Genomic DNA, 26,118 nt, shown 5'->3' on the forward strand with positions numbered 1-26,118 from the left:
AACGCTTTAATTAGTAATCGGAGTTCAATGTAATGTGATTGGGTAAAAAATATAATAGAGATATAGAAACCGGAATGATAGAGAAATCGAAAAAGGTAGAGGCAAAAAAGGAAGAGAAGCAAAAAGAAGATAGTGAAGGCAGAAAAGAAGATATTGAAGCAGAAAAAAGATAAAAGATAATTGAACTATTTTCCTAGGAGGTAATAATGATGAGAAGAGCTTTTATTAGTCCAACGAAATATGTACAAGGTGAAAATGAACTTTTAAATTTAGGGTATTTTATTCGCACATTTGGTGAATCCGCGTTACTGATTGCTCATCCCGATGATATCGCTCGTGTAAAAGAACAACTAAACACAACCGCAGATAAATTTAATGTGACTTTTGTTGAAGGTGGATTTGGCGGTGAATGTACCCGCGAGGAGATCGCTAGACTACAAGAACTTGCGAAAGAAAAGAACTGTGACTGTACGATTGGCCTTGGCGGAGGAAAAGCCATTGACACAGCGAAGTGTGTAGCTGAAGGGGAAGCTCTGATTATCGTACCAACCATTGCTGCAACTGACGCACCTACAAGCCATTCGGCAGTACTTTATACGGAAGATGGAGCATTTGATGATTACGCTTACTTCAAACAAAGTCCAAGTGTAGTCATGATTGATAATACGATTATTGCGAATGCACCTACTCGTTTCCTCGTTTCCGGAATGGGGGATGCTCTATCCACTTATTTTGAAGCAAGAGCAACAGCTAGATCCTACTCTAGTGTGAACGCAGGTCTTCCTTGCGGCGTACTTGACGGAAGCGCTCCAAAAGTAGTCGGTACAAAAGCAGCGCTTGCGCTTGCAAAACTATGTTATGAAACCCTGCTCGAAGATGGACTGAATGCGAAGGTGGCATGTGATTGCAACTTAGTAACTCCAGCGCTTGAGAATATTGTAGAGACAAACATCTTGCTGTCCGGACTTGGTTTTGAAAGTGCAGGACTTGCAGCAGCTCATGCGATCCACAATGGACTTACGGCACTGGAAGGCACACATCATTATTTCCACGGTGAAAAAGTAGCGTTTAGTACCATCGCTCAATTGGTGCTTGAGAATGCACCGAAAGAAGAGCTGGACGAAGTCCTTGCTTTCTGTGTATCCATCGGACTTCCCGTATGTCTTGCTGATATCGGCGTTGATACAGTGACAGTGGATGAACTGAAAGAAGTGGCAAGAAAAGCATGTATTCCAGAGGAATCGATTCACTCCATGCCATTCCCGGTAACCGAAGAAGCAGTGGTTGCTTCCATCATGGTTGCTGACCAAATTGGACGAGAATATAAACAAAAGTTAGGGTGAGCGATATGAAAAAAATAATGAATAAACCGGAAACACTTGTAAGAGAAATGGCGAATGGTCTCATTCTTGCTCATCCAGAACTTACATTTGATTCAAGATATAAAATCATTGCGAAAAATGAACTTAACCCGAACAAAGTCACGCTGATCAGCGGCGGAGGAAGCGGTCATGAACCGGCACACGCAGGTTTTGTTGGGAAAGGGATGCTTGATGTAGCCGTCTGCGGAGACGTATTTGCTTCTCCATCTCAGATTCAAGTCTACCAAGCGCTTCGCGGGTCACGCAGTGACAAAGGTACGCTGCTTATTATTAAAAACTACAGCGGAGACATCATGAACTTCCGTAATGCTGCCCATCTGGCAAGAGAAGACGGAATTACGGTTGACTACGTAAAAGTAGAAGATGATATTGCAGTGGAAGACAGCCTGTACACGGTAGGTAAGCGCGGTGTAGCAGGTACTGTATTTGTTCATAAGATTGCAGGAGCTGCCGCAGAACTGGGCAAATCACTGACAGAAGTTAAAGAAGCAGCACAAAAAGCAGCGGATCGTACGAAAAGTATTGGCTTTGCTCTAACTTCTTGTACCGTTCCTGCGAAAGGAAGCCCTACGTTCCAACTGAACGAGGATGAGATTGAATATGGAGTAGGTATTCATGGTGAGCCAGGGATTCGGCGTGAGAAAATGCTTTCTGCTGATGAACTCGCCGGCCGGATGGTTGAAGACTTGCTGAAACATATGGATCCAAATGGTCAAGATGAGTATGCTGTTCTCGTTAATGGCTTTGGAGGTTCACCCCTTCAGGAGCTGTACTTGCTGAATAACGCAGTCATGAGAGAGATGAAGGCGAGAGGCAAAAAGGTGATGAAGGTTCTCGTTGGTGACTATATGACAAGTATTGATATGGCAGGTGCATCTTTGTCACTGATGCAGCTTGATGAGGAACTGAAAAATCTGCTTGCTGTAGAGTGTGAGACACCGGCGCTGACCATGAGAGGACCTCTAACAGAAGTAATCTATACAGACAAAGTCGAAGAAGTTCAAGCAGATGCAGGTAAGAAAGCATCTTATACGGTGGAAACTTCCGAGGAATATTCAAAGGTAACTAATGAGCAATTCTCGCTGAATAATCTGATCTATTATATCGACAAGATGAGTGAGATCATTATTAAAAATGAGGGACCGTTCTGTGATCTCGATTCTCATGCTGGAGATGGTGATTTCGGTACAAGTATTGCGACCGGATTTAAACAACTCAAAAAAGAATGGGATCACGTACTAGAGAAAAGTTCCAGCATGTCTGAATTCCTTGATGCATGTTCTCTTATTATTATGGAGAAATGTGGCGGGGCTTCAGGTCCGATCTGGGGATCGGCTTTCCGCGCAGCAAGTAAGAGTGCAGGCGAGAAAGAAGTTCTTGGGGTGCAGGACGTTGCTGATCTGTTCTCTGCTGTAGTGAAAGGGATCCAGGATACTGGAGAAAGATCATTTGGACGCGGAGCAGTGGTGGGTGACAAGACACTCATTGATGCGCTTGTACCAATGGCAGATTCCTGGCAGAAGAGTGCAGAAGCAGGAGAAGATTTGAAGACGGCTTCCGAAAAAGCTGCACAAGCTGCGGTGGAAGGTGCGAAGAAAACCGAAGAAATCGTTGCTCGTATGGGAAGAGCAGGAACGGTCGGAGAACGAAGCATTGGATATCCAGATGCCGGAGCATATGCCATCGGATTTATTTTCACCGAACTATCTGAAGCAATAAAATAACGAGATCTTATCCTATATTAAGAGGCTGTCAACGTATCATTACCTATTGATACGTTGACAGCCTTTTGTTTTATTTTTTCCGTTTACGAACAAAGATGGGATAGATCAAGAAGAGAGCAATAAGTCCGATGATGAGAAATGTGATAGAAGAAAGCTCGATAATCGGAAGGACCTTTCCGAGTGTATATCCTAGTAGTAGAATCACTACAACGACGATGAGATATTTGAGCATAGATGCAAGCTGAAACCCTTTTTTTCTTACAGAGGATTGAACATCATCGGTCTCGTTATTGAAAGAAAGCAGTACCTGAATCAGTACAATGGCTCCGCCTGCGATAAGAGTTAACGTAAATAAGCTGATCCGAGTATAGGGAGCCGGGTCCTCACCGCTCCATTTTGTTACGAATCCGATAAATCCCATAAGTACAAAAACAATCGAAATTGCTGCCCAAGCTATCAGTAAATTGAATGAAATACCTCGGGTTTCTCCCTCTGTCGCAGAAGATGGATTTTCAGATTTCGTATCCTTTGGTGAAGTCTGATCCGTATCCGTTTGCGGTCTGTATTTCTGTTCTCGTTCTTTTATGTATCCTAGCGGATTACCTTCATAGATGGATTCAGGTGCATCCCCTTTGTTTTGTGCTTCTACAAGGCGCTTAGCAGCATCGAGGAGTAATTCTTCCTGCTTCTGTGCTGGAATAGACGTGTCACTGACATTCCTAGAGAAAGTCTCATAAAAGGCTAAGGTACTTTCCTTCATCTGTCCAAGGAACGTATTCCTGCGATTACGGAGCAGCATGATCTGTTTGTTGTTCGGTTTCATTTGTGTTCTCTCCTTCGGAGTACAGGCTCTGCTCATAAATTATACGGGAGGATATCTTAATTCGCAAAAATGGATACAGAAAAAGGTTTGATTGACTTTTTTAGCAGGTGGATGCTACACTAATTTTACCTTAATTCATATTAAACCTATCGGATTTAAATAAATAGATATATTTCATGCTTAGGAGGCATTTTTATGGAAAGACAAATCGTTATTCGTCACGGTGAGGAAGAACTGGCTGCAACGATTCATTATCCTGTTGTACCTGAACTGCAAGAAGGAGAACATCCTTCACGTGTACCGCTGATTATCATATGTCACGGCTTTGTAGGCAGCCGGATTGGTGTGGATCGTCTTTTTGTAAAAACGGGCCGAGAACTTGCGGAAGATGGATATTTAGTGCTTCGTTTTGATTACATTGGGTGCGGTGAAAGCAGCGGAGAGTATGGAGCAGAAGGTCTTGAATCGATGATTAATCAGACACGCACGGTTCTTGATTATGCCATCCAGTGCTGTGACGTTGATCCGAAGAGAATTACGCTTTTGGGACACAGCCTTGGCGGAGCAACAGCACTGCTTACAGCGGTGAGAGATAACCGTGTGAATAGATTGATCATGTGGTCCGCAGTAGGTTACCCGTTTAGTGATATCGTGAAAATTACGGGCCGCAGTACTTATGATCAGTCTGTAAAAGAAGGAAGCGCAGATCATCTTGGTTATAATTTTAGTCCGGTGTTTTTCAATTCGCTTGCTCAGTTCCAGCCGTTTCAGGAGGCTGTTAAATTCTCTGGAGATGTCCTTATTGCCCATGGAACAAGTGATGATACGATTCCGGTCGATTATGCTTTTTTGTATCAGAAAATATTTTGGATGCGTTCCACGGGGCGCTGTGATAAAGATATTATTTTTCAGGGGAATCATACCTATTCATCGGGACCAGAACGTGAGCAGCTTATCAAACGTACCCGTGCCTGGCTTGCTGAACAGAATCGGATCGATGAGGATTGGCAGCACTGGATGATCTGATGAAAAATTATGAAATTTTACCTGAAAATGATTGGAATTCTTACATTCTAGCGTTAAAATAAAGGGGCAACCATTATACCTGTGTCTGGAGGCTTGGCAGCGATGACCTTACCTACATTGTTTATAGCTCACGGTTCACCTACCCTGGCGTTAGAGGATAACGAGTATACGGCTTTCCTTAGAGAACTCGGTGCCCGTATGCCGGTTCCCAAAGGTATTGCCGTTTTTTCAGCGCATTTCGATGAGCCTGTGCAGACCGTATCGATGGACGAGCATCATTCCACGATGCATGATTTCTATGGTTTTCCTAGCGAGATGTATGAACTGGATTATCCGGCTCAAGGTGATCCTGAATTATCTACGAGAATATGCGAAATTTTTAAGGAAGCAAACCTTCCTGTAAAAGCACTCAAAGACAGAGGACTCGATCATGGGGTTTGGGTCATTCTTCGTCATATGTTTCCGGAAGCGAACATTCCGGTCGTTGCCTTATCTGTAGATTCACAGCGTTCTCCGGAGGAACAGTATCATATTGGACGTATGCTGGCCCCGCTTCGAGATGAAGGGATTTTACTGATTGGCAGCGGAGGACTAGTTCATAATTTGAGAAAGCTGAGACAGCAAAACGAGCCTGAAGCCTGGGCAGTGGAGTTTGATGAATGGGTTGCAGAGCGTCTTGAACAGTGGAACCTTAGAGAGCTGTTTGCTTACGAGAGAAAAGCACCTAATGCTCAGGATGCCGTTCCTTCCTATGCTTCAGAGCACTTTGCTCCTTTGTTCTATGTACTGGGCGCAGCGGATGCAGATCGAAAGGCGGAAAGAAAATTTCAGGCCTATCAATATGGCAGTCTCAGCCTCAACTGCTGGCAGTTTGGAACAACATAAGTCTTACTTTTATAAAATAAAACAAGGCATCCCGAATCTAAAGGGATGCCTTTCTTATCATTAACAACAGAATTACTTTTTGATCTCGAAGAATTCACATTCATTCCGTCCATGATAAGCAAGGTCGCTGACACTGGACTGAATCACAATCGTCTTCTGATCAAACCGAATAATCTGTCCTCCGTTATTGATCTGATGATTATCTTGAAATACTCGAATTTGCCTCTTGCCGTTCATGGCTTCTTCGAAATCAGCATCGGTATTCAGGCGGCGATTGACAGCCATATACACACCTCCGGGTGGTTTATTAGGAAACGTTAGATTTTTCTTTAACAGAAATTATAACATAGGCAAAGCGTGTTTATAGGCAAAAAAACAAGCTCCCCTATGCAGGGAACTTGTTTACTAAAAGATATGGTGATGTAAGGGAATCAATTCACAATAAAGTGAGTATTATTTTGATTAATAATTTTGCTGTGGTTTAATGTGAACTGCTTTGTCTTTATTTCTAAATTTACCAAACAGACCGCGGATGTAAGGAACCACCCAGTGATCAAGACCGATTTTACCTGCGTTAAATCCAGCAACCAGGATAAACATTTCAAGCAAGATCAGCTGTGCATTCGTGCTTACCGTACCCGAGAAGAGGAAAGCGAAGTTCATGACCATTGCCATCAGTACAGCGAAAGTAGTGAAACATCCAAGGATAAGACCAACACCCACAAGGAACTCACCAAGCGGTACAAGGACGTTGAATAGTCCTACATTCGGCAGAGCAAAGTTTTGGAGGAAGCTTCCCCACCAACCTTGAACGGTTGCACCCTCACCAGTCGAATTCGTGATCGCATAGCCGATAAAGCCGCTTGCATCAAAACCGCCGCTGGTAAGTTTAGCCCATCCGTGAGTCATCCAATCATATCCGATATAGATACGCAGTACCGTTAGTAACCACATTGCTACTTTATTTTCTCTAATCCACGTTGTAAACATAGAAACCACTCCATTCATTTTTTTAGTGTATTTAGTTATTACCGAGCATCCACGTTGCGGTTGCTTTATTGCTGAACTACTTTTTCTTTTTTTTTGCTATAAAAGTGATCACTCTTTCGATGTCTTTATATTAAAATAAAATCATCGTCATAGTTGTGATAATTTTCACAAACACAAAAATAAATTATTTACCCTCATCATTCATCCTTATTATTCTAAATTTACAACAAATAGGGACAAAACCTCTGCTGGTGTGCTTAAATAAATGTGATAACCATGTCCACTGAGGTGGACAAACGGAGGGGGAAAAGTCAGTTTGCATATAAAATGGAGACTTGCGGCATTATGGACGTTTTTATTGGTAGTGATTCTAACGACAGCCTGCGGCGCAGAGACACCAGAACTCGCAGAACCTTCAGACCTGGAATTGGCAGCACCAACGGAATCAATAGATTCAACAGATCCAACAGATCCGCCCCAAGAGAATCAAGAACAAGTCTATGCTTATACGGCTCCTTTAACGGGTATGAAAATAGAAGAACCTGCAGAGAAAAGGCCCGTTGCGGTGATGATTAATAACGCGCCCGCTGCTAGACCCCAGTCGGGACTAAGTCATGCCGATCAGATCTATGAAGTGCTTGCTGAGGGCGGGATCACCCGGCTGATTGCTATTTTTCAAAGTGACGGTACGACAGAAACGGTAGGTCCGATCCGCAGTATTCGCCCTTATCTAATAGAGATTGGAGAAAGCTATGGCAGTATTCTTGCTCATGCCGGAGGAAGTCAGGCAGCCTACTCTATTTTGCAAAACCAGGACAAGCCTTATCTCGACGAAATTTCGAACGCAGGTCCCTACTATTTCCGAAGCAGTGATCGCAAGGCACCTCATAATTTATATTCATCCCTGGATCAGCTGAGAGAAGCTGCTGCGAAACGGGGATATTCAGAAGAGAATAAATCACCTGTGTATAACTATTTAGAAGAAGGAGCCCAGGTGGAGGGAGAAGAAGCTCTCCATTTTGATATTACCTATTTAACTAACAGTTATAAGGTAAGTTATGATTATGACGAATCAACGAATACGTATCTAAGAAGCGTAGAGGGAAAAGAGGATATCGATGCAGATAATGGGGAGAGACTCGCCGCTTCCAACATTATCGTACTATCCACAGCGCATAAAGTACTCGACGATGTTGGAAGACTGAGTGTTGATCTTACTTCTGGCGGAGATGCGATGTTATTTCAGCAAGGGAAAGTGATTCATGCGAAATGGTCTAAGAAAACGGGGGATCTCATCCGTATAACGAGAGAAGGTAAGGAACTGCCGCTTGTGCCCGGAAAAACCTTCATAAGCATTGTGACAAATGTACCGCCGCTTAATGAACATGTCCTAATCCGTACACCTTAATATAAAGTAGAATCGAATCAATTTCATAATACCTTTAGTTGCTTTAATCAGGGGTATATATAGATCAAAATGGTTTTGTTTGTCTATATATAGTTACAAATTCATCATTTTAATGAGTTATGAAATTGATTCAATCACAAAAAAAATTATTCAATTTATTCATAAAACATGTTCTTTACAAAGCTAAGCCTCTTAGGTCCTGACGGATTAAAGGATTAGCTTATTTTCTTTGAAAGGAAGAACAAAGGGGAATAGATAGAAGTCAATGTTATACGTTATAAACAGTATTTGGATAATATGTGTCAGCACTGGTCAGTCTATGACAAAAGTTGAGGAATTCAATTGTAAAAATCGTTCGTTTTTGATGTAAACACAATGAAAAGTGTGATAAGATATCACTTGTTGTCATTTCTTTTCATTAAAATTTCACGTAATCTTTCTGTGAAGGGGATATAAAAATGGCTTTTAAGAAGAAAAAAGATATTTTTTTCGAGTCACTCGAAAATATGGCGAATACCGTTGTACAAGCTGCTGACTATTTTGCGCAGAACACCGGCGATTTAAGTAACATGGTTGAGTTCACTGACCAAATGAAAAAGTACGAGACCGAGTGCGACAACTATACGCATACGATCATCAAAGAGCTTAACAAGACATTTATCACACCGATTGAACGTGATGATATTATGGCTCTGGCGACAACACTTGACGATGTACTCGATGGACTTGAAGCTACGGCTTCGCGTTTCTATATGTACGATCTGAAAGAAGCGGACGAGTATATCATTCAGTTCTCCGAAATCCTTCGTGAGTCTGCTTACGAAATTCAGAAGGCAGTTCACCTCTTGTCACAGAAAAAACTGCTCGCGATCCGTGAGTATACGATTCGTCTGAACGATCTAGAGAATCAAGGAGATGAACTTCTTCGTATCTGTACTAAAAACTTGTTTGCTTCCGTACAGGATCCAATCGAGCTGATTAAGCGTAAAGAAATCTACGAGCGCCTTGAGACGACTACAGATTCCTGTGAACACGTTGCAAACTGTCTTGAGTCCATCATTATGCGGAATTCATAAGGAGTATGTGAGATATGGATATGGTAACTCCACTATGGATTCTAGGGATCGTCGTCTTCTTGGCTTTGGCCTTTGATTTTATCAATGGATTTCATGATACAGCCAATGCCATTGCAACTTCGGTATCTACCCGTGCATTGACGCCGCGTCGTGCGATTCTTCTCGCAGCCAGTATGAACTTTATTGGAGCCCTGTTATTTACAGGGGTAGCGAAAACGATTGGGGGAAGCGTAGCTGATCCCACGAAACTAGATAACGGAATTAATATTGTTATAGCGACGCTCATTGCCGCAATTATTTGGAATCTGGTCACTTGGTGGTTCGGACTTCCGTCTTCCTCTTCCCATGCACTGATTGGTGCACTAGCGGGGGCTGTATTTATCAGCGAACCTGGCAAACTGAACTGGTCAGGTTTTACCAGCATTGTAGAAGGGTTGATTCTGTCGCCGATTATCGCGTTCGCGATTGGATATGTGGTGATGACGGTTCTAAAATATATTTTTGCGAAGCGCAGTCCACATTCGGTCAATAAGGGATTCCGTACGGTACAAATTTTCACAGCTGCCCTGCAATCTTTTACGCACGGAACGAACGACGCACAAAAAGCGATGGGGATTATTACATTTGCCCTTGTTGCTGGCGGTGTTCAGGATAACATGGAAGTTCCGCTGTGGGTTAAAATTGCAGCTGCAACAGCGATGGCGGGCGGTACAGCCATTGGTGGTTGGAAAATTATCAAGACGATGGGTACGAAAATCTTCAAAATTGAGCCAATTAACGGATTTGCAGCTGATTTATCAGCAGCTTCTGTTATTTTCACGGCTACACTGCTTCACTTACCTGTAAGTACAACACATGCGATAACTTCTTCTATTCTCGGTGTGGGTTCTGCAAAACGTTTTTCTGCTGTTAAATGGTCCCTTGCAGGACGGATTGTAGTTACTTGGTTTATTACGATCCCGATTTCCGGGGTTCTTGCAGGTCTAATTATGTACTTGTTCTTCTAAACATCATAACTGCGATTTTATATATAGGAAGAACCCAAATCACTCGTAAAGTGTGGATACTTTATTACGAGTGATTTGGGTTCTTTACGCCTTTATGTGGAAAATGTTCATAACTCTGTGAATATGGGGACATTTTCCTGAAGATAATAGCATTATAGAAGTTATCCACTTGTGGACAGCCAGGGTGGGCTAGAGATCTTGTTAGTTTGTGAATAACATAGTGTTCAATTACAGGTTTATAGAGTGAAAGTAAAAACGAGTACATAACTTCTAAGAATGGACACGGGAAATGGAGGGGAAGCTCCCTTGATTCGTACACTGGCAATAACTCAGGAGCATGAGGTTGTCATGAATCAGCCGCTGCAGGAGATGAATCTTCAGGATTACACGTTTGTATGGGCTGACTTTAGCCGTCCAACGGAAGAAGAAACTCGGCTGCTTGCTGATTATTTTCATTTTCATCCTCTCGCTGTTGAAGATTGTCTGCATGTACTTCAGCGTCCTAAGCTTGATTATTATGATGATGTCTATTTTCTTGTACTGCACGCTCTTCGCATGAATGATGCAGAGCCGCTTGAGGTGGATTTATTTCTAGGCCCGAATTACTTGGTCTCCTATCATCATGATGAACTGGAGGAAATAAATCAGGCATGGGATTGGATTGCAGAACATGCGGGGGAACGAACCATTTGGAGTAAACCGACGGTTGCTGTAGCTTATACGGTGATGGATAAGCTGGTAGATGGGTATTTTCCGATTCTCTTTGCTATTGAGGATGAGCTTGGTGAGCTGGAGGGGCGAAGCAGTAATGAACCTGTTGATGAGCTCATGAATCAGGTGTTTATGCTCAGAAGCAGGTTACTGCGGCTGAGAAGGACTTTTGTACCGATGAGAGACTTGTTATATCGGGTAGTTCATTCCCACAGGATCCAAGGTGGAAGTGAGCATAAGCTTTATTTTATAGATATCTACGATCATCTGCTCAAGCTTACCGATATGCTCGAAGCAGACCGGGAAATGACAGCGGACCTCAGAGACAGTTATATCTCACTGAATTCGAATCGTATGAATAATATTATGAAAACACTCACTGTAATTACCACGATATTTATGCCGCTTACTTTGATTGCCGGGATTTATGGGATGAACTTTGATCACATGCCAGAGCTGAGGATGAAGTATGGGTATTTGAGTGTGCTACTGTTTATGGGACTGCTTAGTGCAGGAATGATTTTCTGGTTCAAAAAACGAGGATGGTTTCATTAACTCAGTAAAACTCTGCTACGAAGATAAATAGTAGAGTTTGATCGATCATTGATTGCTGTATGAAAGAAGGCTGGAAAATAGCACAAGAGCACCCATCTCTTAAGGTAAAAGAGGGTGCTCTTATGAGCTGTCTAGCAGGGAACCGCGAATCTTAATATCTTCGGGTTGCTGAGGGGTAGTACGCCTTTGTTTTGGCTTCTTTATTCTTTTTTTTACCGGAAGAGTTACTGCCCGATTTCTTAGAAGAACCACTTTTGTTTTTGGAATTTGATTTTTTTCTCTTTTTTCGCCGTTTCGGAGTATAATATTCTTCCTCATACAGCGGGGGCGGAGGGGGTGTGTTCTCTTGGGCTGCTTTTGCAGCTGCCGCAGCGCCGAACGGCAGAAGACCGGTAACCAGTTTGAACATAGGAGCCATCTGCTGAACACCGTTAACAACCCTTTGAACTTTACCCATTCCATCCATAATGCCGTCAATGCCGCCCATACGATCAATGAATCCTTTGATCTCTTTGAGATTGCCGCCGAGTCCGCTTAAGCTGTTAAGAATTCCGCTTCCTGCAGCAGCTTCTGCTGTTTCTGTAACCGCGGCCGCATCCTCTTGCGCTGTCTGATTTGCAGGATATACAGGGGGCTGCTGAGCATACATTTGGCTTGGATATAAAGGGGCTCCCTGTTGTTGAGGTACGACTTGGGGCTGATTATAGGACTGTAGAGAGTAAGGGGGCGTCGCGGGAACAGGCACGGGCTGAGTATTATTGTATTGTGGAATACCTGGATAGGGGGTATATTGCTGCGGGTCTCGTAACGCACGAGCCTGCCGGCTGCGTCTTCCATGGTATTGCTGAGACATGTTCATCACATTCCTTTGCACATGATTTACCACAGTATATGTAACAATCACCTATAGGGTTTTAGAAAAGCCGCCTTTTTCCGTGATAATCGCGGATTTGGGCCGCTGCCTACTAGATTGTGATGAGATCAAAACACACTCTTAACGGTCTAGATACACACAGGATGTGCACATCATGAACTGTGGATAAGAATTCTCGTATTAAGTTACAAGAAAAATGTGGACAAGTTTTTAAATACATTCGCCAGCAGAATTATTGTGTTATAATGTGTAGTGGTGCTGTGACAGGGAAAACCGAGTTACTAACGGTTTTATTCTGTAGCGCGTGAAACCGTTAACGCTTGAAATACCTACATAGGGTAGGTACAATGGAGAAAGTAATCAGATAACCTTAGGGGATGATAAAATAATGCAGCTGAAAAAGCTAGATGATAGAAGTATAGATCAATTATTTGAAGCGATTTTGACACTTAAAGATATCGAAGAATGTTATGTATTCTTTGATGACTTGTGTACAGTGAACGAAATTCAGTCACTGTCTCAGCGTCTGGAAGTGGCACGTATGCTGGGCAAAGGAAATACGTATAACCAAATCGAATCCGAGACAGGAGCAAGCACGGCGACAATTTCTCGTGTGAAACGCTGCCTGAACTACGGAAATGACGGGTATAAAATGGCGCTGGAGCGCCTCGGACGCTAGGATGAAACAGGGCGTTCTCATTATCAGCCATGGATCTAAGGATGCAGGCTGGACAGAACTTGTAGACGAGGCGGTAGGGCAGCTTACGTTTATGCAGCCTGCTCTTGTGGAAGCTTCTTTTCTCGAGAATGTAGAAGGAAGAGGAATTCAAGATGGGATTGACCGATTGGAAGCAGCAGGGGTAACGGATATTCTAGCAATTCCTTTGTTTGTTTCGGCGGGAAGTACGCATGTGGATGAGATTGGGTATGCTCTTGGCGCGAAGCCGTCCCCTGAGAAGGAGACGGATCTTGCTCCTTTTCGAATTTCAGCGAGACTGCATTTCGGATCTCCGCTTCATGATGATCCTCTGCTAGCTGATATGGTCTGGGACAAAGTGAAATCCTTCTCGGAGGACCTAACTCGCGAAGTTATTCTGCTCATTGGTCATGGAAGTCGCCATGATGGTTTCTTGCAGCGCTGGGAACAGGGTCTAGGAACACTTGCAGAGCGAGTGCAGAAGATCAGCGGCGCTGCAAAAGCAGATTATGCACTACTGAATCCAGATCAGGTCAAAGAACGTGCAAGTTACTGGCGAGAACAAGGATACCGCGTGATTGCGGTTCCGCTGTTTCTAAGTGCGGGTTATTTTACCAATGTAGTGATTCCAAAACGTCTTGATGGGGTGGAAGTCATCTACAGCGGGGAACAAACCTTGCTTCCGCATCCGCTGCTTCATACCTGGATTGAGAGACAAGTTGCCGCGATGCAGCAAGACATGATCTCTCATTCATAGAAAAGCACGGACAGCAGAATGAACCATAGAAGCAGTATTTGAATATAGTGAATACAAAATATAGCCTGGCTGATTGTCCTGACGTGATTACACGAATCAGATTTGTGACGACAGCTGGGTTTTTGTTGTATAATGAACTATCTGTGTCTGTACGTGGGATATAAGCATATAGGACACTAAAGAGCGTTTTTATTGGGAATACTTTAGAAGAAACTATGCTGCACAAAAGGAACGGATATTTGCTAAAAGTAGGTGGCGTAAGGATCATGACGATGAAAAAAGCGAGATTAATTTATAACCCGACTTCGGGCCGGGAAGAAGCGAAGAGAAGACTTGTATCTATTTTACAGCGTCTTGATGAAGGTGGAATTGAAGCTTCCTGCCATGCAACGACGGGCGAAGGCGATGCAACGAGGGAAGCCTCGGAAGCAGTCGATCGCGGCTATGATCTTATTATTGCGGCCGGTGGTGACGGTACACTCTATGAAGTGATTAACGGAATGGCTCAAAAAGAAAATAGACCGCCGCTTGGTATTTTTCCGCTGGGAACAACCAATGATTTCGCAAGAGCGCTGGGAATTCCCCGTCACTGGGAAGATTACTGCGACATGGTTATTCGTCAAGAGACCCGTCCCGTGGATCTTGGACTTGTGAATGATCGTTATTTTATAAATATAGCCGGCGGCGGAACGCTGACGGAACTCACATATGAAGTACCAAGCAAACTGAAGACAATGATTGGTCAGCTTGCTTATTATATGAAGGGCATGGAGAAAATGACGAACCTGACACCGCAGGAGCTGTATATCCGTGCGAATGGACAGGAAGATATCCATGATGAATTTATGCTCTTTCTCATCGCAAATACAAACTCGGTAGGCGGTTTTGAGAAACTTGCTCCCGGAGCTACGATTGACGATGGGCTATTTGATGTTATTGCTCTCAAGAAGTGTAATCTCGCGGAGATGATTCGCCTTGTTAGGCTTGCACTGCGCGGAGAGCATCTGAACGACAAGAAGATTATTCATTTTCAGACGGATTATATGGAAGTAAACTCCCCAGGTGAAGTACTGCTGAATCTGGATGGAGAACTGGGCGGACAGCTGCCCGCAACCTTCCGTAATCTGCCGCATCACATTCAAATTTTCAGATAAGAAAGATATGAAGAGAAAGTTGATCAATTTTACTATAGAAAGAGGAATTAACTTATATGAATACAAACCGCAGCGGACGTGGAAAAAGCCGCCGGAACACAGAGCGTGAGGGCCAGGAAATGACAAGTGCAGGGAAATCGAAAAATAATGCAGTTCGTCAGGACAGAGGGCGCGATAAGGCTGAGAAGTCAGGATACGTAACAGAGAAATCAGGTAACAAGGAAGTTCTAAGAATAGAGATGCGGCCGGAAGGCGAGGCATCTTTTTCTGCTGCTAAAGCGAGGGCAGAACATTTGGATAGTAGAGAAAGCCGTAAGACCGAGAAAAGAAGATCTGGAAGAGGACGTTCGGGCAGTAATCGCGGAGGCAAGGACAGGCCTGCTAGAGATATTGCGGCTGAGCTCGGTTTGCCGGTAGCGAAGAACGACGAGACCGTGATCGATATCATCGGTATGAATCATGACGGCGAAGGAGTTGGCCGTGCAGAAGGGTATACCTTGTTCGTAGCGGGCGCGCTTCCTGGTGAGAAAGTTCGCGTTAAAGTACTGAAAACAAAAAAACAGTACGGATATGCGAAACTGCTTGAGATTGTAGAAGCGAGCAAAGACCGTGTCTCTGCCCCTTGTCCCATCTACGCACAGTGCGGCGGCTGTCAGCTGCAGCATATGAGTTACGAAGGACAGCTTCACTGGAAACGCCAGATGGTGGTAGATAATCTGAAGCGGATCGGAAAGCTGAATGTAGCAGGGGAAGACAGAGGTAACGAAGTACGAGCTCACCAAGATGTGGATAATGTACTAGATACCGACAGCAGTCATCCACAAGTGGATAACCTTGGAGAAGGAACCAAAACTGTACACAGCAGTGGGGATAAAGCTGTGCATGAATGGATAAATACCCCAAATGCGTCTGCTGGAATTACCGTTCTCCCTACGCTTGGTATGGACGAGCCGTGGCGTTACCGGAACAAAGCACAGGTGCCGATGGGCGAGATGGAAGGCGGCTTAATCGGTGGATTTTATGCGAAAGGCAGTCACCGGATCGTTGATATGGAGCGCTGTTTAATTCAGCATGAGCATAACGATGAAGTTGTAGAGCGGGTCAAAGAAATCGGCCGCCGCGTTGGAATTAGAGCATATAACGAAGAGACAGGGCGCGGACTGTTGCGGCATGTTGTCGTGAAGAAAGCGTTCCGCACCGGGGAAATGATGCTGGTCCTAGTTACCAATGGAGACAGCATCCCTGAGAAGGATGAGTGGATTCGCGGTATTCGTGAACAGCTTCCGCAGGTGACAAGTATCTGTCAGAACGTCAATACGAAGAAGACGAACGTGATTTTTGGAGATGTGACCCGCGTCCTATGGGGCAGTGAAGTGATCTATGATTATATCGGAGATGTGAAGTTTGCGATCTCGGCGCGTTCCTTCTACCAAGTAAACCCGGTACAAACCGAGGTGCTTTACGGTAAAACGGTAGAATATGCGGGTCTTACCGGCAAAGAGACCGTTATCGATGCGTACTGCGGGATTGGGACGATCTCTCTTTTCCTAGCACAGCATGCCGAGCATGTGTATGGGGTTGAGATTGTGAAGGAAGCAATCGAGGATGCGAAGAAGAATGCTGAGCTGAATGGCATTACGAACGCAACCTTTGAAACAGGCCCATCTGAGGATGTTATTCCGCAGTGGAAAGAACAAGGCATTACGCCAGACGTGATCGTTGTCGATCCGCCGCGTAAAGGCTGCGATCCGAGACTGCTGGATACGATTCTAGAGATGCGTCCGGAACGGGTCGTGTATGTATCCTGTAATCCTTCGACACTGGCGAGAGATCTGCGTGTGCTGGAGGATGGCGGGTACCGGACGACTGAAGTTCAGCCGGTTGATATGTTCCCGCACACGGTGCACGTAGAATCCGTGGCGGTGTTGGTTAGGGATTTTGTAGATAATGAATAAACTCGTGTTATTCGTAATAAACTCGTGCTAAAAATCGAATAAAGACGTGATAAGATCGAGGAAGGGATGAATGGAGAAAGGGAAAAACCCAGACCCATCAAGCCTTTCCTCTGTTTTTATATCAAGACATTATTCAGATTATAATAAAGTCGTGATATAAAAAGTGGGGGAAGAAATCGAGAAAATGAGTGTTTTGTAGCAAGGGCTTATTTATACTGAAAAATGGGGCAGGATTTAATTCCTATGCCCCTGTATAAGTTTTTGATGAGCAGTATTGTAATATATTTGACGGATTGCCAATCCAAGTGCGACACTTCATACTCAAAAGATTCGTGGGCTGTTTTCCATCCTAAACATTTTCTTGGTCTGTTGTTAATGAGATGGAGGGCATGTTCCAATTCTTCATCACATACCTCTGCGAAGTCTTTTCCTTTTGGAAAGAACTCTCGTAACAAGCCGTTTCCATTCTCATTGGAACCTCGTTGCCAAGAAGAATAAGGATCTGCAAAATACACCTTCATACCGTGTGTTTCTTCTAGATTTCGAAAGCATGCAAACTCTTTACCTCGGTCCACAGTAGCACTCTGAAAGGTACCCACTGGGTGCTGTGCAGCGGCTACACCTACAGCAATTTCCATGGATAGTGCGGTACGATCAGGCATGCTGATGGTAGTGTATAGCCGTGTTTTTCGTTCGATAAAAGTAGCGACACAAGCTTTGCTTTTTCCTCGGCTAGAGACAACCGTATCCAGTTCCCAGTGGCCGAAGGTTTCGCGAGAACGAATCTCTGTAGGACGCTGTTTAATAGAAGTGCCTACAAGGAAGCGGCCTCGTTTTTCCTGAGGTTTCTGTCTCTTACCTTTATGTCTTAACTGCTGAACTGTAGTGCGAGTTAAACGGCCGTCATACAGCCACCGGTAAATCGTTTTGAATGAAACCATGGGCATATCTTTTTGAACATAGCTCATTGAAATTTGCTCAGGTGACCAGGTTTCCTGAAGTCTTCTCTCTATCTCTTCACCAAGTGCCTCAGTCCACTTTCCGCGTGAACTTTGGGCTTGGCGAAGGCACTGATACCGCTCATTTGAATCTACCGCTTGATAACCTTCTAAACGGTGATTTCGTTTTAATTCTCGGCTGATGGTAGAGTGGTGGCGGTCCAATTCACGAGCAATAGCTCGAGCAGACAATCCTATCTGAGAGAGTGCTTCTAGTTTACTGCGTTCAATTATGCTAAGATGTGAATAGCTCATGGACTGATTCTCCTGTGTGAATTTGGTGTGGTAACTTAATTCTACACGAATCAGGCCATGGGCCATTTTTATTTATTGAGTAAGGTGTCGCACTTCATATTACAATCCGTCATTTTAATGCTCCATCAGAAAGGACTTCAATCTTCTGAATAAGCTTCATTATAATTCGCTTTTGTATTATTCGCTTATCCTCGAAATCGAGATGTAGCAAATTCTTCACTTTATTTTCAAAGACTTGGATGTTTGTATCTAGGTCTTTTTCATATTTTACCTGTGTAATCAATTCGGCCTGGTGTTCAGAAAGTAATGCATTCTCATTTCTAACCAGAGCATTTTGAGTGCGTCATTCTTCTTGTGTAAGCTTTCCCTCATTCAGGTAATCAAGTAACCTACTCTATTCTTTGTTAGTAAGACTAGTGTGCTTTCAATTTTTCGTAACTCTTTGTCATGATTGTAAGCACTATATCCTGATTCTTTTTTGAACATCTCTACAAGCGTATGGGTATCAATCTTGTTTCCAGAAATCAACAACTTTAGAATTTTCTTGCCAAAGAGCTCCTGCATTGTTGCCCTCGACTACTGGCCTAGGTGTGGGGATACCTGTGTTATTTAGATATCTCGATAACTTATATGGTCCCATATTTTCGTAGAGATAAAGGTGGAATAGCTCCTTTACAATAGGGAAGTATCTCGGAACAAGCTCTAAGTTATTTCCATTCTTAATATAACCGAACGGAGGAAGGGAACCGTTAAAGTTGCCTTTAGCTGTCTTTTCACGCCTACTAAACTAAACTCTTTTCAAATTGACTTCACTTTCTTGCTGAGCGACAGACAAGTGAATTGAGAACATCAACTCTCCATCGGCTGTTCTAGTATCAATGTTTTGTTTTATGAAAATCATCCCGAACCCCAGATTGTCTAGTTCAAGCTTTATGTTGATTCCATCTTATAAGCTTTTTTAATTACTAAAGGATCTAGTTCCCTAACATTCCCGTTGTACTGGCTTTGACCACCAATCCATCCAATGACAACACCTTCATCATTGATTAATACACGACTTATTCTATTATCTTGTAATGATTCAAAAACTTCATTAATTGCCACTTCAAATTAGGACCAAGATTCAAAACTTTCCTGTAATAGAGTAGCTGTTTGATTAAATTTCTTTTTGTCATCTTTCAATAAATCAATAATTTTCATCTGTACTATGATGAGAGGAACTTTATTTTTCGTATGCACCATCATCTGCTTTGTCTCTACGATCTTTTTCGATCTAGCATTCCACGACCAAAATCTGCACAAGTGAGAGTTTAGTAGTACTGATTCGTTGAAGAACAGCTAAATGCTCATCCAAGCTTCGAAAGTTCTTTTGCCAAATCATATTGAACTTTTTATCCTTAACATTGGTTATAAGTCCCTTTATAACGAGTTTTTTTGAAGTTGTTCCTGACGTGATTCGACAAAAGTCGGAGACAGTCCAACCTCTTTCCAAAGTATATTTGAGAAAAGTCCTTACGATTTTCAAACGAATATTTCTGTTCTTCTTTGTCTGTAGTACATATATTACGTATTTCATGCTTTATTAGGTACCTAATTTACAGAAAACTGTCTTGTTTGGTGGGGTGAAAGGAGGAGTGTACGGTTCATATGTACTAGCGAAATCTTATATATGAAAGTGAACTCATACGCATCTATACAAGCTTAGCTAAAGATATTCCATGAAAACTGACAAAATGATATTTTAGGAAAATATCCGATATACAAATTATAACAAATAAATGTTTTGATTACATTTTCTTTATGAATTAGTATAGTTAAAATTACCCACAAAAGAGGTATAATAGAAACAAGGAGGTGTTCAAATTAATAAGATATTATTGATAGAAAACGAAATGTAGAGGGAACTGGGAGGATGGTAGTAGTTGTCAGAAGTAATTGATTTTTATGTCAGTCTCTTGGACGATAAAAGTGCAAATGAAATCATTAATAAATTTAAGGAGACAGTTCCAGGGTTTTCAAAGCAGCCGCCATTAAAGTTGAAGAAGAAATATATCAACCAGATATTTAAACGTCAAACACCTAAAACAAAAAAACTGAAAACGGACCCATTTCTTCAACACTTTTATAATGGTCATGATCTTAATGATTTATCGGAAGCGACATCAAAGGAAGAGTTTTTAGCACGCATATCTTCTAAAGAAATACCTGATCATTTAAAGGTAGCTTTGACTATTAAATATGATATTAAGCTTGTTGAAGAGATATTGCCTGAGCTGCAGCGAAAAGTAGAAAACAGTGAGAAACTATTCGATTTTACTTTAGAGGTTAAAACAGATGAGGAAGCACTTAAGTTATTAAGTCAGGATCTATATCTTAATGATCAGCAAAAAGAATATCTTTTTAAGTCAGCTTTATTATTGTTGTCGAGTGAACAAACTAAACAATATAAGATAGAGCTCAATAAAGTGAAAAAAATGTCGCCCAAGGAATTTTACGCTTACTATCAGAATATTCAGAATCAAGGTTTATCGTCAATTGCTTATGCAGTTCAACATGATAGTTTGGATTATCTTATTAGTTATGGGTTAGTTTTTAAGTTTTTATATGAAATAGCTAGAAAAGGGAAAGAAGCGGTAGACGAATTAGAACAATTACAGATTCATAAGACTAAACTTCAGGAAGTAGAAAAATCATTAAAAGAACTTAAAGTGAGATTCAAAGCTGCGGATGAAGCGAATAAAAATATTGTTGTTGTAAAAAAAACAGTTAATACCCTCCAGAAAGAACTCGAGAATATGAAGGATATGCTTGCTGATAAAGAATTGGAGATTGCACAGTTAGGTGACAACAATAAGTCTCAAATGGAAGAGCAAAAGGTGCTATATCAATCTATGATGCAAACAAAAGATCAAGAAATTCTTAATCTACGTCGTCAATTAGAGAGTTGGAAGGTAGATGTAGCAGAAAAAATTAATGGTTTTTGTGTGCTTTACGAGTCATCAGACGTATCATTAGCTCAATATCTATTTCCAGAGGTGATTTTTGTTACTTTTAAAGATTGGGAAAAACAAAAAGATTCTCTTATTAAGAATGGTCTTACCCGAATATACATTCAACAAAATGGAATATCATCAAAAAAAATGTTTGCTCTACAAAAATCGTTAAAGGGAATGCTCTATTCCACTTTTGTTATACATGATCATAAATCATTAATTGAACTTTTATCCATTTGGAAGCGGGGAGAAGAATCGAATGTTTAGACTTGATCCAGAAGAAAAAAGACGTTATTCTAATATATCCCAATGCCTAATGCTTGGTACGTTGACAAGTAAAGACAATTTGAATGGTCCAACAGATGAACCGGTTATGCCACGGGGACATTCCAACAATCCGCAATTTTTTATTAAACCAGTATCTCCAGAACCAGTTCCATTATTAGAATTAAACGATATGTTACTTGAACGTAATTTAAGTCCACTCTATATCGGTTTAACTGATAATAACCTCAGGTTTCCACGTAATTTTTATCCGGCGGGATATACCTATACTTATGATATAGACAAACGTATTGAGTCATTAAGAAGTCGATTAGAAAACAAATTAATTGTATTTCGCCCCCAGGTTAATTATATGACGGCTGCGGATGGGTACTCGGAGAAAATATTTAAAAATTTGGAGATAAAAAATATAGATGAGGGTTATAAAGAAGGGGCCGAGTATGTATCTGTTCCAAAACTGACGATGGGTATAAGTTCATGGGAATCATCTCTTCAGTCCGGTAAGGCTCTTCGCTTTCAGGATTATTATTTTCATGCGGAAGGACCGAAGTATGTAATTTGTGGAGAGTATCTATATAAGCTGAATGGTAATTGGAAAGATTCAGTTGATCAAGGATGGGCTTACGAATCATCACTTGAAACCGTAGAAAGAGTTAAAATTGATCCGGATGCTATCTCTGAGTTTCAAATTTATGGTAGTGATAATTTAGTTTTCCTAGATAGAAAGTATTTATATGAAACAAACTCTACCTTTACTCAGGTTGGAAACTCAGAAAAGGAACGTTTGGATGTTAAACAAGACATTACAATCGGTACTTCTTCTCAGCAGAATAATGAGAATGAGGTTGATCAAGATGAAATTAATTATGATGATCTAGAAAGTCAGTTCCTCGAGCACTTAAAAACACTAGGAGAATCGAAGGGACTTTTCTATCATATGAATGACCTTGTGAATTTCCATGTGAGTGTGAAAACTAATCCTATAACCGTTCTTGCTGGCATGTCGGGTACAGGGAAATCTCAACTAGCTTTACTATACGCAGAGGCCATGGGACTTAAACAAGAGAAAAACACTCTTCTAGTATTACCTATAAGTCCAAGTTATACAGAACCAAGTGACTTACTGGGATATCTAAACGCTTCTACAGGTCTGTACGTACCTTCAGATACAGGCTTTGTAGAGTTTTTAAAACATGCCAAAGATCACCCTGAACAAATGCATATAGTTGCTTTTGATGAGATGAATCTAAGTCAGGTAGAATACTGGTTCGCTCCATTTATTAGCATTTTAGAGTTACCAGAAAACCAGGAACGGAAATTGAGACTATACAATAAGGAAACGGCAACCTGTCACAATCGATCTAATTATCCTGATTCGATTGAAATAGGTGATAACATTGTATTTATCGGTACTGCGAATATAGATGAAACAACAAAAAATTTTTCGGATCGTTTTTTAGATCGTGCTAATATCGTAACACTACGGAAATTATCTTTTAGCTCTCTGTTGGAGCGGGAGTTAGTCGAGCCTACAAAGCCCCTTATTTCATTTGGGTCAAAAGATGTCTTTACAAATTGGAGTAGTAAAGATCTTGCGATAAGTGCATTTAGCTTAGAAGAGTTGAAATTCTTCGACGAGATTCATGACATAATTCAACTGTATGATTATCAAAAGGGAGTATCACACCGTGTTATTAGAAAAATAGGGGAATACTTAAATTCTATACCACTAAATCAACAAGGCAAGCCATACCTAGATCGTAAGATAGTAATTGATCTCCAATGTAAACAACGTATTCTTACTAAAATCCGTGGTTCTTCTGAACAATTCCAGAAGTTAATTGGAGTTGCGAGTGAAAATCAAGGTAATGTGCAACAAAGTGAATTGTTTGATCTTTTCACGAGTGATAGAGCAAGAGAAATTAGCGATTTTGAGTTTACACTTTTAGAAATACATCGGAAAGCTCGGGAGATGGCGATCCATGATTATGCATCCTAAAGTGTTCATTGGTAGACGCTTTAATCATGAGAATTGGAGAGACGCTGAACTTACATTAATAAAATATGAAACCGAAAGTTTATTTCCATCTGTGGAAATAAATGAATATCAGGCGATCCGGATTAGGTTTGAATCAGAAAGTACTTCTGATCGGTTATATGTTGATCGATTTGACAGTGACGATATATTAATTCTTGAACCTGGAAGTGAAGAAGAGTTAGTTCAAATCCGTGATATTGATCACATGCCGGCCCCTGGTCATTACATGGTTCGCCTTGAAACAACGCAAGGAACTTATCATGGAATGTATACTATTAGAGGTAGCAACTTCGATGAAGATCGTTTATTTTTTCTTAGAAACTATTTAGAACAAAAGGTTTCAGGTCTATCTTATGATCTTGTAACAAGACGTTTTGGTGCCTACATAGACGAAGGTCAATCTTCTGTTCATATACTCAATGTATATCGGCACATACAAGAAAATTACTCAAAATTAAAGCACGCTCTTGAATCAATAATAGAATCGCCTTCTGAACACATCATGCAGCAATATAACATTCGCTCCGTTTCTAAGAAGCCAGATATAAAAAGTCAACGTTGGCTTGCTATGAAGGGTGGTCGGAATAACTCTAATCTAGACCGTCCTGAACATTATTATGAAAGACATGCCGTATTAACAAAGAATGTTCCTGAGAACCAATGGCTTAAATGGTTCCTTGTATTCTTAAAACGCAACTTAAAGGGCCTTGAGAATGGATTTAGAAAGCGTTATGAATTGCAAATTAATAAAATAGACCAATCAAAAAGTCGTCTTCAGCAAGTAAATGATAGTTTATATCGTTATGATCAAACTACGGTGAAATACGGAAATGAGAAAGTGGTGAGACAACTTAGGAATGAAAGAGATGGTATTACAAGAACGTTAATACAACAGAAAGACGAAATTGCTAAAACAAAAAATGAACTTCATAAAATATTGAAAATGGTCAGTATGTTCTCAAGGTACTTAGAAGATAGTTGGTTAAGCGATATAAAATATATACCAGTATTTAAAAAGCCTCCCACATTTGTGCTTCGAGATCAACGTTATTCAGTGATGTATCGTTTGTACAAAGAAATTCATCTTCAGATGAAACGGAATTCCTCAAATAGGGAGAGCACGTATCCATATAATCGCTCTTCAAAATTGATGGAGGTTTACTCTACTTGCTTAGTAATTGATATTTTCAATGATTTAGGTTTCGAATGGGAGACAGGATGGCTTGCCGACCACTCCCAGGAGCGATTTATTGGAGAATTGCTGACAGGTGAGAAGATGACCTTTGTTAAAAATGGCTACAGAGTGGATCTTGTATATGATCAAGAGTTACCAAGGCGTCTTAATGAAGATGAATATGGGTTTATAGCAAATATTCATAATAGACCTGATATTCGGTTGGATATATATGATAAGACTGGTAAGCTTGTTAAGGCCTTAGTTATTGAAGTCAAATATCGTAAGTACAGATATTTGTGGAATACACAGTTCAATCGGGAGACAGATGATTTTATTCAAATAAGTGATTACAACCGGATACTATATCGTTGTCCCATTGAAAGGAACCGTACCAGTAAAATAAGTAAGGTTATTGCACTCTATCCCAAACAATTAAATGGGGTTGCTTTTGAACATAAGCACGATGGAAGTGTAACTTTTATTCAAATAGAACCCGTTGATCCAACTACGAAAGAATTACCTTTTGGATATGAATATCTAAAGGCTGAGATTAGTCAATTTATCAATCAAAACATGCTCATACACAAAAATGAAGAGGTAGGGGCAATTTTACTGTAGGTCTATAATATTAAAGGGATACCCAGTATCAAGGCTAACTATTAAATTAGCTGGTAAAGTGATACGGTGGACTGTATCCCACAGAAACGCCCAATTTGTATAAATAGAAGCAAACAAATATTGGCTATATTAATTTAGATAATTTTAGACCTAACAAAAGCTAGATCATTGCAAAAGTACGATTTGGCAGACTTACGGGGCATATTGTATAAGATTTGTTCTCACTGTCGAATCGAAACATGTGGAATCGGTGGCTTTGTTGGTGAGGGATTTTGTAACCAGTAAATAAACTCATGCTATTCGCTATAAACTCGTGCTAAAAATCGAATAAAGACGTGATAAAAGAGAGGAAGGGAAGAATGGAGAAAGGGAAAAACCCAGCTCCTTCAAGCCTTTCCTCTGTTTTTATATCAAGACATTATTCAGATTATAATAAAGTCGTGATATAAAAAGTGGGGGAAGAAATCGAGAAAATGAGTGTTTTGTAGCAAGGTTTTATTCATACTGAACAAATATAAAAAAGAACGAATTTCATAGAGTGGAATTCGTTCTTTTTGTTTTTCTAAGTTTGAATAAAAGCATGCTTTCAGTTCCACTTTTATATCCCATAACTGCTTGTAATTTTTCGCTGAACTAAACTTAGTCATAAAAAAACTGCACCTCAAATGTTAGATAGATGACTAACATTTGGGGGCATTTCAATAGACGGGTGGTTTTGTTTTTCTTCATC

Annotated in this window: 21 protein-coding genes and 1 pseudogene; 16 read left to right on the forward strand and 6 right to left on the reverse strand. The window is 41.2% G+C overall.

What is annotated here, in order from left to right:
• Positions 1 to 38: 38 nt before the first annotated feature.
• Genes QPK24_RS03220 through dhaK form a run of 3 tightly spaced genes read left to right on the forward strand, consistent with a single transcriptional unit; the run spans position 39 to position 3,106 of the window.
• A complete protein-coding gene (locus QPK24_RS03220; RefSeq protein ID WP_285746116.1) occupies positions 39 to 173 on the forward strand; it encodes a hypothetical protein in 135 nt (44 codons plus the stop codon).
• 36 nt (positions 174 to 209) lie between these two features.
• Entirely contained in the window at positions 210 to 1,343 is a 1,134-nt protein-coding gene (locus QPK24_RS03225; RefSeq protein WP_285749062.1) for a glycerol dehydrogenase, read from the forward strand.
• A 5-nt stretch (positions 1,344 to 1,348) separates the two neighbouring features.
• A complete protein-coding gene (gene dhaK, locus QPK24_RS03230) occupies positions 1,349 to 3,106 on the forward strand; it encodes a dihydroxyacetone kinase subunit DhaK (protein WP_285746118.1) in 1,758 nt (585 codons plus the stop codon).
• A gap of 70 nt (positions 3,107 to 3,176) precedes the next feature.
• Here the strand turns inward: dhaK and QPK24_RS03235 are convergent, their stop codons facing one another.
• The gene (locus QPK24_RS03235; protein WP_285746120.1) at positions 3,177 to 3,929 is read right to left on the reverse strand and encodes a DUF1129 family protein; all 753 of its coding nucleotides are present in this window, start codon (positions 3,927 to 3,929) and stop codon (positions 3,177 to 3,179) included.
• Between the two features lie 195 nt (positions 3,930 to 4,124).
• Here QPK24_RS03235 and QPK24_RS03240 point away from each other — a divergent pair, with 195 nt between their 5' ends.
• Together QPK24_RS03240 and QPK24_RS03245 are read left to right on the forward strand one after the other, a co-directional pair.
• A complete protein-coding gene (locus QPK24_RS03240; protein ID WP_285746122.1) occupies positions 4,125 to 4,955 on the forward strand; it encodes an alpha/beta hydrolase family protein in 831 nt (276 codons plus the stop codon).
• A gap of 102 nt (positions 4,956 to 5,057) precedes the next feature.
• Complete coding sequence (locus QPK24_RS03245) at positions 5,058 to 5,840, forward strand: DODA-type extradiol aromatic ring-opening family dioxygenase (RefSeq protein WP_285746124.1); 783 nt, start codon at positions 5,058 to 5,060, stop codon at positions 5,838 to 5,840.
• 72 nt (positions 5,841 to 5,912) lie between these two features.
• On the opposite strand, the gene QPK24_RS03250 is transcribed toward QPK24_RS03245, so the two are convergent.
• Together QPK24_RS03250 and QPK24_RS03255 are read right to left on the reverse strand one after the other, a co-directional pair.
• Positions 5,913 to 6,125 (reverse strand): hypothetical protein, encoded by a 213-nt coding sequence (locus tag QPK24_RS03250; protein WP_160033759.1) that lies wholly within the window; start codon positions 6,123 to 6,125, stop codon positions 5,913 to 5,915.
• Positions 6,126 to 6,302: 177 nt separating this feature from the next.
• The gene (locus QPK24_RS03255; RefSeq protein ID WP_285746128.1) at positions 6,303 to 6,830 is read right to left on the reverse strand and encodes a DoxX family protein; all 528 of its coding nucleotides are present in this window, start codon (positions 6,828 to 6,830) and stop codon (positions 6,303 to 6,305) included.
• A 316-nt stretch (positions 6,831 to 7,146) separates the two neighbouring features.
• Here QPK24_RS03255 and QPK24_RS03260 point away from each other — a divergent pair, with 316 nt between their 5' ends.
• The 4 genes from QPK24_RS03260 (at position 7,147) to corA (ending at position 11,587) form a co-directional block, all read left to right on the forward strand.
• Positions 7,147 to 8,238: a DUF3048 domain-containing protein gene (locus tag QPK24_RS03260; RefSeq protein WP_285746130.1), complete on the forward strand. Its 1,092-nt coding sequence runs from the start codon at positions 7,147 to 7,149 to the stop codon at positions 8,236 to 8,238.
• A gap of 458 nt (positions 8,239 to 8,696) precedes the next feature.
• A complete protein-coding gene (locus tag QPK24_RS03265) occupies positions 8,697 to 9,314 on the forward strand; it encodes a DUF47 domain-containing protein (RefSeq protein WP_285746132.1) in 618 nt (205 codons plus the stop codon).
• 20 nt (positions 9,315 to 9,334) lie between these two features.
• A complete protein-coding gene (locus tag QPK24_RS03270; RefSeq protein ID WP_285749064.1) occupies positions 9,335 to 10,321 on the forward strand; it encodes an inorganic phosphate transporter in 987 nt (328 codons plus the stop codon).
• 306 nt (positions 10,322 to 10,627) lie between these two features.
• A complete protein-coding gene (gene corA / locus QPK24_RS03275; RefSeq protein WP_285746134.1) occupies positions 10,628 to 11,587 on the forward strand; it encodes a magnesium/cobalt transporter CorA in 960 nt (319 codons plus the stop codon).
• A 151-nt stretch (positions 11,588 to 11,738) separates the two neighbouring features.
• On the opposite strand, the gene QPK24_RS03280 is transcribed toward corA, so the two are convergent.
• Entirely contained in the window at positions 11,739 to 12,440 is a 702-nt protein-coding gene (locus tag QPK24_RS03280) for a hypothetical protein (protein ID WP_285746136.1), read from the reverse strand.
• 409 nt (positions 12,441 to 12,849) lie between these two features.
• On the opposite strand from QPK24_RS03280, the gene QPK24_RS03285 reads away from it, so the two are divergent.
• From QPK24_RS03285 to rlmD, 4 genes are all read left to right on the forward strand, one after another.
• A complete protein-coding gene (locus QPK24_RS03285) occupies positions 12,850 to 13,140 on the forward strand; it encodes a YerC/YecD family TrpR-related protein (protein WP_160033767.1) in 291 nt (96 codons plus the stop codon).
• Position 13,141: 1 nt separating this feature from the next.
• On the forward strand, positions 13,142 to 13,915 hold the full coding sequence (locus QPK24_RS03290) for a sirohydrochlorin chelatase (RefSeq protein WP_285746138.1): 774 nt from the start codon (positions 13,142 to 13,144) through the stop codon (positions 13,913 to 13,915).
• A gap of 272 nt (positions 13,916 to 14,187) precedes the next feature.
• Positions 14,188 to 15,069: a diacylglycerol kinase gene (locus QPK24_RS03295; RefSeq protein ID WP_285749066.1), complete on the forward strand. Its 882-nt coding sequence runs from the start codon at positions 14,188 to 14,190 to the stop codon at positions 15,067 to 15,069.
• Between the two features lie 56 nt (positions 15,070 to 15,125).
• Complete coding sequence (gene rlmD / locus QPK24_RS03300; RefSeq protein ID WP_285746140.1) at positions 15,126 to 17,024, forward strand: 23S rRNA (uracil(1939)-C(5))-methyltransferase RlmD; 1,899 nt, start codon at positions 15,126 to 15,128, stop codon at positions 17,022 to 17,024.
• Between the two features lie 299 nt (positions 17,025 to 17,323).
• Here rlmD and QPK24_RS03305 read toward each other — a convergent pair.
• A pseudogene (locus QPK24_RS03305) lies at positions 17,324 to 18,277 on the reverse strand (IS30 family transposase); the annotation flags it as partial.
• Positions 18,278 to 19,064: 787 nt separating this feature from the next.
• Entirely contained in the window at positions 19,065 to 19,217 is a 153-nt protein-coding gene (locus QPK24_RS23560) for a recombinase family protein (RefSeq protein WP_407082987.1), read from the reverse strand.
• A gap of 982 nt (positions 19,218 to 20,199) precedes the next feature.
• Here QPK24_RS23560 and QPK24_RS03310 point away from each other — a divergent pair.
• Genes QPK24_RS03310 through QPK24_RS03320 form a run of 3 tightly spaced genes read left to right on the forward strand, consistent with a single transcriptional unit; the run spans position 20,200 to position 25,388 of the window.
• A complete protein-coding gene (locus QPK24_RS03310; protein WP_285746142.1) occupies positions 20,200 to 21,537 on the forward strand; it encodes a hypothetical protein in 1,338 nt (445 codons plus the stop codon).
• On the forward strand, positions 21,530 to 23,554 hold the full coding sequence (locus QPK24_RS03315; protein WP_285746144.1) for an McrB family protein: 2,025 nt from the start codon (positions 21,530 to 21,532) through the stop codon (positions 23,552 to 23,554). The genes QPK24_RS03310 and QPK24_RS03315 overlap by 8 nt, the downstream gene beginning before the upstream one ends.
• The gene (locus tag QPK24_RS03320) at positions 23,538 to 25,388 is read left to right on the forward strand and encodes a DUF2357 domain-containing protein (protein ID WP_285746146.1); all 1,851 of its coding nucleotides are present in this window, start codon (positions 23,538 to 23,540) and stop codon (positions 25,386 to 25,388) included. Before QPK24_RS03315 ends, QPK24_RS03320 begins: the two co-directional genes overlap by 17 nt.
• Positions 25,389 to 26,118: the final 730 nt, after the last annotated feature.

Source organism: Paenibacillus polygoni (assembly GCF_030263935.1).
In the GTDB taxonomy this organism is placed as follows: Bacteria; Bacillota; Bacilli; order Paenibacillales; family Paenibacillaceae; genus Paenibacillus; species Paenibacillus polygoni.